Below are 10,608 nucleotides of genomic sequence, written 5' to 3' on the forward strand. Positions count from 1 at the left end.
GCAAATATTTTATATTATTATTCCGTTAATCGATTCTGTGTATTAATCTTCCTTTAACTGGAAGCGTCTTACCAAGTCGCTTAAGATATTGGCCTGTCCGGAGAGCTCTTCGGAGGCTGCTGCAGATTCTTCCGCTGTTGCGGTGTTACTCTGTACTACGGAGGAAATCTGGTCGATTCCTACAGATACCTGCTCTACCGCTCTGGACTGCTCCACAGAGGCTTCTGCAATCTGATTTACAAGGTCTGTCACCTTTCCAGTTCCGCTAACCACTCTCTGTAAGGATTCTGCAGTACTGTCTGCCAGAACAGTTCCCTGCTCTACTGCCTGAAGTGTCTCCTCAATCAACATGGTAGTATCCTTTGCCGCATTTGCAGACTTCTGTGCCAGATTTCCTACCTCATCCGCTACTACCGCAAAGCCCTTTCCTGCTACACCGGCTCTTGCCGCTTCGATTGCCGCGTTAAGCGCCAGGATATTGGTCTGGAAAGCGATATCATCAATGGTCTTGATAATCTTACTGATTTCTCCGGACTTTTCATTGATGTTTTCCATGGCAGCCTTCATCTGCTGCATCTGCTTGTCGGAGTTGCTTACTTCCTTGCCGGCATTCTGAGCCTCTACATTGGCAAGACGAGTGTTCTCCGCTGTCTTCTTAATGTGCTCGGAAATATCATTTACCGTTGCAGAAAGCTCTTCGATGGAAGAAGCCTGCTCTGTAGCACCCTGAGAAAGTCCCTGGGCACCGGAGCTAACCTGTTCTGCACCGGAATTTACCTGAATTGCACTCTGCTGAATCTCCGCCATAGTATGGGAAAGATCCGCTGTGATATTGTTAATGGAATCAAAGAGAGGTCTATAGGATCCGCTATAGTATTCCTCATTCTTCATTTCCAGATTGAAATTTCCGTGAGCCAGCTCGGTGAGCTTCTCGGAAAGGTCAGAGATGATGGAACGGATTCTTTCTACTACATTGTTCATGGACTGCATCAGAACGCCGATTTCATCGTTACTCTTATGGGAAAGATCCATGGAGAAATCTCCTGCGGATAACTTTTCTCCTGCCTCTGCCACCTTCTGTAATGGCTTTAAAAAGCGAGTGATCAAAACTGCTGTCACGATAACCAGAAGGATTACCGTTGCCACACCGGCAACTGCACCGATATTTACCAGACGATCAACTTCTCTGTCATAGTCTTTCTCGGAAATATTTAATCTAACCCACCAGGTGCTGCCGTGCATATCGATGGGTTGAAAATATTCTCTTCTCTCCTGATTATGCTCGTTTACAACTTTTAAGGTAAATGCTTCTTTCGCTTCCATTTTTTCGGAAATGGCTTTGTATGCCTTCTCCGGAAGAAGCTCTTCCAGTGTTTTTCCGTTTACTTCCTCATTTTTACTGTGAATCAGGCCTTCTCCATCAATCATATTTACAAACATAGAGGGGAAGGCAGGATCCTCCATGCTAATGTTAAGTAACATATCTTCCTTTACATCCAGAAGGATGATGCCCATAAATTGATTATTAGACATAAGGGGCTTAGAAATTGCAAACATTCTTTTGCTGGGATCTACAGTGTCACTATATACAGGAGAAACATAAGTATTCCCCTTTTCCTTCGGTCCGGTATAATAGTCTTTATTCTGATACTTCTCATAAGGAAAGTTCATAATTCTTCTATTCTCCACTTCATTTCTAAGAAGCAGAGGTGCATAATTATCAATTCCCTGATAGAAGGCATGGGGCTCGAAAAGAACACCGATATCCTCCAGATTGTCATCATCCTTCATGTTGGAATAAAGCGCATTCAACATTACTACCTCGGCATTGTAGCGAGAAGCCGGAATGTACGCATCCACCACACGGCTGCGGAAAGACGCCTTTTCCATAGGGGTAACAGTTTGGTCATTACCCTCGATATCTCTAACCTTCCACGGGTTAGCGGCTACTCCGCCGACCTCATCATTTTGCTGGAAGACAAAGCTGATACTCTGCTCGATATTGTTCGTAATGGTATCTAATTTTGTCATCAAATCGCTCAGATCGGAAGATGCCTCTGCCGCCTTATCCGCCATATTGGCATCAATTCTCTTATCCATGGCAATTTCAAAGCTGTGAATCAGGAAATATAGCAATCCCAATAAAATCACCAATGTCAATGAACCCAGGATTAAGGACATTTTCTGACTAAGCTTCAGGTTCTCGTAAAAAGAGCCTGTGGCCTTTTGTTTCTTCTTCATATTGTTTTTTCCTCCTTGAATTTCGTGCTCCTAAATCATTTTTTAATGAAGAACTCTTAGATTCATCGACCATCCTCAAACATATATAAGTGAAAACTGTTTTTTCGCTTCTTCTTATTCCTCTCGAAGTCTAAATCTTCCCACCAAATCACTTAAGATATTGGCCTGGCCGGAGAGCTCTTCGGAGGCCGCTGCAGATTCTTCCGCTGTGGCGGTGTTGCTCTGTACTACGGAGGAAATCTGGTCGATTCCTACAGATACCTGCTCTACCGCTCTGGACTGCTCCACAGAGGCTTCTGCAATCTGATTTACAAGGTCTGTCACCTTTCCAGTTCCGCTAACCACTCTCTGTAAGGATTCTGCAGTACTGTCTGCCAGAACAGTTCCCTGCTCTACTGCCTGAAGTGTCTCCTCAATCAACATGGTAGTATCCTTTGCCGCATTTGCAGACTTCTGTGCCAGATTTCCTACCTCATCCGCTACTACCGCAAAGCCCTTTCCTGCTACACCGGCTCTTGCCGCTTCGATTGCCGCGTTAAGCGCCAGGATATTGGTCTGGAAAGCGATATCATCAATGGTCTTGATAATCTTACTGATTTCTCCGGACTTTTCATTGATGTTTTCCATGGCAGCCTTCATCTGCTGCATTTGCTTGTCGGAGTTACTTACTTCCTTACCGGCATTCTGTGCCTCTGCGTTAGCCAGGCGGGTGTTCTCCGCCGTCTTCTTAATATGCTCGGAAATATCATTTACCGTTGCAGAAAGCTCTTCAATGGAAGAAGCTTGTTCTGTAGCACCCTGAGAAAGTCCCTGAGCACCGGAGCTTACCTGCTCCGCACCGGAATTTACCTGTACCGCGCTCTGCTGAATCTCTGCCATAGTACCGGAAAGATCTGTGGAAATATTTTGAATGGAATCAAACAGTGGACGATATGCTCCGCTGTAGTACTCCGCATTATTCATTTCCACATTGAAGTTTCCTTGTGCAAGTTGATTTAATTTTTCGGAAAGGTCTCCGATAATGGAACGAATTCTGGAAACTACATCCCCCATGGAATGCATTAATTTTCCGATTTCGTCCTTGCTCTTATAGGAAAGATTCATGTCAAAATCCCCTACGGATAATTTTTCTCCTACCTCTACCACCTTCTGCAGGGGCTTTAAGAAATAGCCAATCAACAGGGCGCATGCAAATGCAAGAACAAATACCGTGCTAAATCCTGCTACAATTCCAACATTTCTTAATCTGTCCACTTCCTTACTATAATCCTGGTGAGAAATACTGAGTCTGGTCCACCAGGTGCTGCCTTCCATGTCAATGGGGTAATAGTACTCTCTTCTTAGCTGTCCATGCTCATTCACAATATTAAGAGCAAAGGCTTCCTTAGACTCCATCTTTTCGGTAATGGCCGTGCTTGCCTTCTCCGGAAGAAGCTCCTTTAAAGTCTTTCCATTTACTGTTTCTTTCTTACTGTGAATTAAACCTTCCCCATCAATAATGTTTACAAACATGGAAGAATAATCTTCATCGGTCTTGCTTGCCGTGAGTAATATATCTTCCTTCACATCCAAAAGAATGCTTCCCAAAAACTGATTGTCCTTCATAATAGGATGATAAATCGCAAACATTCTCTCTTCCGGCTTTGTAATATCTCCGTAAACCGGTGTAATAAAGGTAGATCCCTTTTCCTTTACCGCCTTATAATATATTTCATCCTGATAATTGGAATAAGGATGGTTGGTAATCGCTCTTTTATCCAGATCTTCTTGGGAAAGAATAGGGGCGTAATTCTCTATCCCCTGATAAAATGCATTCGGCTCAAATAAAATACCGATATCTGCCAGATTCGGTTCCGTCTTAAGGTTTGCATACAGCGCATTTAAAATCACTACCTCCGCATTGTAACGGGAAGCAGGAAGGTAAGCATTTACCACACGGCTTCGAAAAGCTACATTTTCCATAGGGGTAATGCTCTGGGGATTCCCATCCTCATCGTTAATGGTCCAGGGATTACCGGGAACGCCTCCCACCTCATCATGCTGGTCAAACACGAAGCTGATACTTTCCTCAATATTATCGGCTGTGGCATTCAGCTTGGTCATTAAGTTATCCAGGGTATGGGAAGCCTGCTCTGCCCTTTCCGCCATGCTGGCATCTACCTTTTTGTTCATAGACAATCTAAAACTATGCAACAAAAAATACAGTAAGCAGAGCAGCAGTACAAAGGTCAGCCCACCGATAATCAATGACATTTTCTGCCCTAACCCAAGGTTCTCCAATAAAGAACCCTTCATTTCTTGCTTTTTCTTCACGCTTTCATTCCTCCTTGAATTTCGAACTCCTATTTTTATTGTCGATTTTATAAAGCTCATAGGTTCATCGGCGTAGCCCATACTTATATAAGGAAATTAGCGTTTTATCAAAGAATTTCCCTAGGCAGCTGAAAAGATTCAAGAAGGCAGTTAAAAAGTCAGTGAAAAAGATTCCGGAAGCTTTCTTGTACTTTCTTTCTGAAAATGCTATTATGCAAAAAACTTTCTTCTTATTATATGGAAAGATTTTTAAAATCCCACAAAGGATAATAAGACTTAGAAATGGCACAACACGAAAACAGGAAGAACGAAGACAGAATTCTAAAAAAAAGCAAAAAGAAAAATCTGCTTTTCTCTTATAAAAAAGCAAAACTGTCCGATATTGTGTTGAGCTAAAAAACAGAGAGAAAGGATAGCTATGTCATTATTTTATGGAAATGGAGTAGCCCTCACGGAGAAGACCCTGGATTTACTCTGGGGACGGCAGAATCTTACGGTAAACAATATCGCCAATGTGGATACGCCGAATTACAAGTCAAAATATCTCACCTTTGAGAATGAACTTCTCCACCGCATTTCTACTGCGGAGCAGGGTGGACGGAAAAAAGTCGCCATCGGGAATGCAATACAGTCCCAGAGGGCAAGAATTCACAGCACAAAAAACGAATCCAGTCGACTAGATGGAAATAACGTGGACATGGATCAGGAACAGGTGGAGCTTGTTAAAACCACCTACGCTTACCAGTATATGGTAAACTCTGTAAACAATGACTTAAGAAGACTTATGGCAGCAGCGAAGAGCTTCTAGCCCCTTTTCCATAGGATGATAGGAAGAGGAAAATGATGATTTCAGGAAGAAAGGATGCTTCCGAACTTTTCTGGAATACTGAGTTTTTCTCCCTTTTATGGAGGAAATGGGAATAGAAGCACTGCCGAAAGGGCAGTGTTTTTTTTCGGCATTTTCCAACTTTGCCTTATGGCAGTAGGGATTTTGCCGATAGATAACGAGGATACTGCTGTGCAACAGAACACAGTTTAGTAAATAGGAAAAGGTGGTAAAACTATGGATAGTACAATGGAAGGAATGCTGGACACCTATCTCTTGGAGACAGAAGCGCTCCTGGATAAGTTGGACGAAATGCTTATCGCAGACGAAAAGGTAGGGGATTTCTCCACAGATGACGTAAATGAAATTTTCCGAATCATGCACACCATTAAGGGTTCCAGTGCCATGATGGAGTTCACTCCTCTCTCCAATATCGCTCACCATATTGAAGACATGTTCTTCTTTATTCGTGATAAGGGAATTGATTCTTTAAGCGGAGACCAGAAAAGTGAACTTTTCGACTTAATGTTCCGTTCTGAGGATTTTCTTCGTAGCGGACTGGAGAAGGTAAAGGCCGGCGAAGAGTTGGATAACAATGTTGAAGAATTTGCAGGTTCCATCAATGCTTTCTTGGCAAAGATTTCCGGAAAAGCTCCCGCAGACTCCGCTCCTGTTGTAGAGGCGGCAGACAGCACAAAGGCTTCCGGTGAGAATCGCAATCTTCCAAAGGATGATAAGGCGAAGAAATTCATCCATGTCTTCTTAGATGAAGGAATCGGCATGGAAAACCTTCGTGCATTTATGATTGTAAATGCAATCAAGGAATTTGACTTAGAGTTCCGTTATTATCCTGCAGATATGGATAGCAATCCGGAAACAGCACAAACCATTATCGATGAAGGATTTTTCCTTGCCTTCGATAGTGATGAAGACTGTGAAAAGGGTGAGAAAATCTTACGAGAACAGAGCCATATCCTCTCCTATGAGCCTGTAGAGGCAACAAAGGCTGAGGCGAAGGCTGAGGTTAAGAGCGCAAATGCGGAAAGCAGTTCCGCACCAAAAGCAAGCAAAGAGCCTGCAGCGGCTCAGCAGACTGCACAGCAAAAGGCTGCAGCACCTGTAAAGCAGAGCTTGATTTCCGTAAACCTGCAGAAGCTGGACAGCTTAAACGACCTGGTAGGAGAAATTGTTATTACCGAATCTATGGTAACCTCCTCTCCTGTTCTTCGTATGCTGCCTCAGGAAAGTCTGGACAACTTCATGAAGTCTGCAAGACAGCTTCGTAAGTTAACAGACGATCTTCAGGATATCGCCATGAGCTTACGAATGGTGTCCATCTCCGGTGTTTTCCAGAAGATGAACCGTATCGTTCGTGATATGAAGCAAAAGCTTGGAAAAGACGTTAAGCTTACCATCATCGGTGAGGATACCGAAGTGGATAAGACAATCGTAGATAGCATTCAGGATCCTTTGATGCACATTGTCCGTAACAGTATGGACCACGGTATCGAGGAAACCAAGGAAGAGCGTATCGCAGCAGGTAAGGATTCTCAGGGTGAGTTAATCCTCTCCGCTTCTCACACTTCTTCCGAAGTTATCATTACCGTTCAGGATGACGGTTACGGAATGGATCCGGAAAAGCTTTTGGACAAGGCCGAGGAAAAGGGAATTCTTTACAAGCCTCGTTCCGAATACAGCAAGAAAGAAGCTTTGGGCTTGATTATGCTTCCCGGCTTCTCCACCAATACCGCAGTAACCGAGTTCTCCGGTCGAGGCGTTGGTATGGACGTAGTAAAGAAGAATCTGGAGTCTGTTGGTGGAACCATCAGCATTTCCAGTGAAATCGGTAAGGGTTCAACCTTCACCATGAAGATTCCTCTTACACTGGCTATTATGGACGGTATGAAGGTAAATGTTGGAGATACCATCTTCACCATTCCTATCGTAAATATTCGTCAGTCCTTCAAGGTAGATGATTCCGAAGTCGTATTTGACGAGAACGGAAATGAGATGGTAAAGAGAATGGATGTTTTCTATCCTATCATTCGCCTGAACAATTTCTACGGCATCGAAGGAAAATACACCGATTTACAGGACGGTGTTCTCATCTGGGTAGAGGCCGGAGACAAGTCTTGCTGCCTATTCGTAGATGACTTAATCGGAGAACAGCAGGTTGTGGTAAAGCCACTCCCCGCTTACTTCAATGCGTATGACTTAAAGTCCAGTGGTATTAATGGTTGCTCCATCTTAGGAGATGGAAACATTTGTATCATCTTAGACGTGCTAGGCTTGTACTCTCAAGCCATTGAAAACATTTAAGGAGGGAAGCAGCATGGCAGAAGAATTGATGCAAGAAGAATTATTAGAAGAAGTTGAAAGTCAAGAAAACAAGCAGGACGAGAAAGATTTAACCGATGCAGAGCGTTGCTTAACCTTCGAATCCGGCGGATTGGTAATGTATATGAGCACAAGCTATGTCATTGAAATTATCAATGATCATAGCATCACTGCTCTCCCCATGGTTCCCCATTATGTAAAGGGAATCATCAACTTAAGAGGTTCTATCCTCCCGGTTGTGGACATTCGTTTACTAATGGACAGAGAAGCCGAGGAATATACCTCCAAGACCTGCATTATCGTATTAAATATTGATTCCGTACCTATCGGTATTATCGTAGATAAGGTACGTCAGGTTATCGACATTGACACCAGCGAAGTACAGCCCATTCCTTTACGGAATCGTCAGAAGCTTTGCAACGGCATGCTTACTTTAGATAGCGGAGAAGTTGCTATGTCCTTTGACGCAGCTTCCTTAGTGCAATCCTCCTCTACTTCTGAAGTAGTATAAGAGGGATTTTATGAACGATTTATCTGATGAGGACTTTAAGCGGCTTTATACCTTTATGCAGGAGAAATTCGGCATTGACCTAAAGCGTAAAAAGCCTTTGATTGTAAGCCGTCTCTCTTCTATCCTGGAGAGCCGGGGATATACGGACTTTCACGATTATGTGAATGATATTATCCAAAAACAGGACCAGGATATGATGACCACCCTGCTGAATAAGCTCACCACCAATTACACCTACTTCATGCGAGAGGAATCTCACTTTGATTATCTGGAAAATGTGGTGATGCCCCAATTAGCAGAAAAACATAAGAATGACCGGTTGCTCTCTATCTGGAGCGCCGGTTGCTCTTCCGGAGAAGAGCCCTACAATATTTCCATGTACCTCTTAGAGTACTTTGGAAAGTTAGGGGGAAATTGGGACACTCGTATCCTGGCTACGGATATTTCTCAAAATGTCTTATCCAAGGCGGAAAACCCCAAGTATCTTCCGGAAAGCCTGGAAAAGCTTCCAAAGAGCTGGAAAAACAAGTATTTTGTTCCCATTGAAGACGGATATTACACCGTAAGCGAGGAGCTTCGAAGAAATGTTATCTTCCGCCCCTTTAATCTCATGTCTCCCATCAAATTTAAGAGAGACTTTGATTTAATCTTTTGTCGGAATGTTATGATTTACTTTGACCAGCCCACCAAGGACGCCTTGGTAAAGCGTTTCTATGATGTGACTTACCCCGGAGGACACCTCTTTATCGGCCATTCCGAGGGACTGACAAAAGCCACTTGCCCTTATACCTATGTGAAGCCTGCGATTTATCGGAGAGATGAGAAATAGGAAGCAAAAGTAAGTGCTTGACAAGTAGAATTCTAAGCAACGCAAATAAAGTGATAAAGCATATCTTCTATCTTTTGGATGAGGATATGCTTTTTTATTTTTACGCTCCCGCTAAGTTCGCCCCGGCTAGCGGTACTAAACGCAAGGGTAGCGCTTATATGCGGCACCTCAGAACACTGCCTATCCCCTTCCCCCAAGGCACGCTCCCGCTAACTTCACCCGGCTAGCGGTACTAAACGCAAGGGCATTGCTTATACGCAGCACCTCGGAACACTGTCTATCCCCTCCCCCCATGGCACGCTCCCGCTAACTTCGCCCGGCTAGCGGTACTAAACGCAGGGGCATTGCATATATAGGGAGCTTCGGAGCACTAGCTACCCTCTAGCCACAAGGCACGCTCCCGCTAACTTCGCCCAGCTAGCGGTACTAAACGCAAGCTTCGCTTCGCTCGCTTTTGTTAAGTACCGAGGGGCTCAGATTGCCTTGTGGAGAGGGGATAGACTCTAGAATATAAGCGAAGGGGAGGATGTGCAGTTATTTCATTAACTATACTTTTAGATTATCAATATACGGATATTATCCGAATGTGGAGTATAGGAGAAGTCCTCTGCTTGTAGTAAAATATGAATCAGTGCAATACATAAATTGTTGAACAGTCTATATTTAAATTACAGAATCTACTTCTCCATTTTCATTTCTTTTGGCAAGTCCCAGTTCCATTATTTTTTCTTCTGGAAAATCTTTTTCTAGTAAATATTGAAATAAATCATCTCGTGAACTTGAAGCAAATCCAATTCCAAACTTTTTTATTTCCTCCAGCGAAAAATCTCTCTCCTTCATATATTCCAATGCTTCATCATACTTCTCAATATTTTCCCTAAAAAATATCTGAGCTTCCTTCATTATTTCAAAATATTCCCTATTTACAGCCTTTTTCTTCTCAGTTTCCCGATTAACTGCCTCATATCCCCTATTTTTCTTAAGCGGAATATTATACTTTTGTGACAATTCCTCCACTGCTTGAATAAATCCAATGTCATTAATTTTCATATAAAATGAAATTACATTTCCACCAATTTGAGTACTGAAATCTTTAAAAATATTTTTTACTGGACTGACTGTGAAGGAAGGAGTCTTTTCCTCCTTAAACGGAGATAACCCTTTATAATCTGAACCTGCCTTTTTCAAATTAACATATTCACCAATCACTTGAACGATGTCCAGATTGTCAATTAACTTTTGTATTTCTTTTTTACTGTAAAACATTATATTCTATTCCTCCGCAAAACAGTCACTAAAAAATACCTACACTATTAGTATAGTGTATTTTTTTAAATAGTCAATACTTTCCAAATAAATTTTTTAATTTTCTTCGTTTTCTTCAATCAGAATAATCATACTACCCAGCACACCTTTTTGGGTTATATTCACTTTTGCTTGTAAAATTGATACAGTCGCATCTAGTTTTCGAATTGCTTCGGATAGAACAGCATCTCCTGTTCGATCTCCTAAATATTGAATACGCACGACTACACCAGGACGAAGAGAGGT

9 protein-coding genes are annotated in these 10,608 nt (G+C 42.7%); 5 read left to right on the forward strand and 4 right to left on the reverse strand.

Annotated features, from left to right (window positions below; translation table 11 throughout):
- Positions 1-42 precede the first annotated feature (42 nt).
- Positions 43-2,241, reverse strand: a complete 2,199-nt coding sequence (locus tag RDQ32_RS05810) for a methyl-accepting chemotaxis protein (RefSeq protein WP_308579463.1) — start codon at positions 2,239-2,241, stop codon at positions 43-45.
- 114 nt (positions 2,242-2,355) lie between these two features.
- Positions 2,356-4,554 (reverse strand): methyl-accepting chemotaxis protein, encoded by a 2,199-nt coding sequence (locus RDQ32_RS05815; RefSeq protein WP_308579464.1) that lies wholly within the window; start codon positions 4,552-4,554, stop codon positions 2,356-2,358.
- Between the two features lie 161 nt (positions 4,555-4,715).
- Between RDQ32_RS05815 and RDQ32_RS05820 the strand changes: the two genes are divergently transcribed.
- From RDQ32_RS05820 to RDQ32_RS05840, 5 genes are all read left to right on the forward strand, one after another.
- Complete coding sequence (locus RDQ32_RS05820; RefSeq protein ID WP_007156722.1) at positions 4,716-4,916, forward strand: hypothetical protein; 201 nt, start codon at positions 4,716-4,718, stop codon at positions 4,914-4,916.
- A 56-nt stretch (positions 4,917-4,972) separates the two neighbouring features.
- Positions 4,973-5,362 carry a flagellar basal body rod protein FlgB gene (gene flgB / locus RDQ32_RS05825; RefSeq protein WP_007156723.1) on the forward strand — a complete coding sequence of 130 codons (390 nt, stop codon included), beginning with the start codon at positions 4,973-4,975 and terminating at the stop codon, positions 5,360-5,362.
- Positions 5,363-5,617: 255 nt separating this feature from the next.
- Complete coding sequence (locus RDQ32_RS05830; RefSeq protein ID WP_007156725.1) at positions 5,618-7,699, forward strand: chemotaxis protein CheA; 2,082 nt, start codon at positions 5,618-5,620, stop codon at positions 7,697-7,699.
- A 13-nt stretch (positions 7,700-7,712) separates the two neighbouring features.
- On the forward strand, positions 7,713-8,228 hold the full coding sequence (locus RDQ32_RS05835) for a chemotaxis protein CheW (protein ID WP_040648675.1): 516 nt from the start codon (positions 7,713-7,715) through the stop codon (positions 8,226-8,228).
- A 10-nt stretch (positions 8,229-8,238) separates the two neighbouring features.
- The gene (locus tag RDQ32_RS05840; protein WP_007156727.1) at positions 8,239-9,057 is read left to right on the forward strand and encodes a protein-glutamate O-methyltransferase CheR; all 819 of its coding nucleotides are present in this window, start codon (positions 8,239-8,241) and stop codon (positions 9,055-9,057) included.
- A gap of 663 nt (positions 9,058-9,720) precedes the next feature.
- Here the strand turns inward: RDQ32_RS05840 and RDQ32_RS05845 are convergent.
- Together RDQ32_RS05845 and RDQ32_RS05850 are read right to left on the reverse strand one after the other, a co-directional pair.
- Positions 9,721-10,323, reverse strand: coding sequence for a CHC2 zinc finger domain-containing protein (locus tag RDQ32_RS05845; RefSeq protein ID WP_308579465.1), 603 nt, complete (start codon positions 10,321-10,323; stop codon positions 9,721-9,723).
- A gap of 96 nt (positions 10,324-10,419) precedes the next feature.
- The coding region (locus RDQ32_RS05850; RefSeq protein ID WP_308579466.1) for an NIL domain-containing protein at positions 10,420-10,608 on the reverse strand (189 nt) is incomplete at its 5' end.

Origin of the sequence: uncultured Oribacterium sp. (genome assembly GCF_902481605.1) — a bacterium.
Lineage (GTDB): Bacteria > Bacillota > Clostridia > Lachnospirales > Lachnospiraceae > Oribacterium > Oribacterium sinus.

Bases quoted from the DNA above. Each gene is read 5' to 3' on its own strand.
- RDQ32_RS05810 (WP_308579463.1), bottom strand. From the start codon at position 2,241: ATGAAGAAGAAACAAAAGGCCACAGGCTCTTTTTACGAGAACCTGAAG.
- flgB (WP_007156723.1), top strand. From the start codon at position 4,973: ATGTCATTATTTTATGGAAATGGAGTAGCCCTCACGGAGAAGACCCTG.
- RDQ32_RS05830 (WP_007156725.1), top strand. From the start codon at position 5,618: ATGGATAGTACAATGGAAGGAATGCTGGACACCTATCTCTTGGAGACA.
- RDQ32_RS05835 (WP_040648675.1), top strand. From the start codon at position 7,713: ATGGCAGAAGAATTGATGCAAGAAGAATTATTAGAAGAAGTTGAAAGT.
- RDQ32_RS05840 (WP_007156727.1), top strand. From the start codon at position 8,239: ATGAACGATTTATCTGATGAGGACTTTAAGCGGCTTTATACCTTTATG.
- RDQ32_RS05845 (WP_308579465.1), bottom strand. From the start codon at position 10,323: ATGTTTTACAGTAAAAAAGAAATACAAAAGTTAATTGACAATCTGGAC.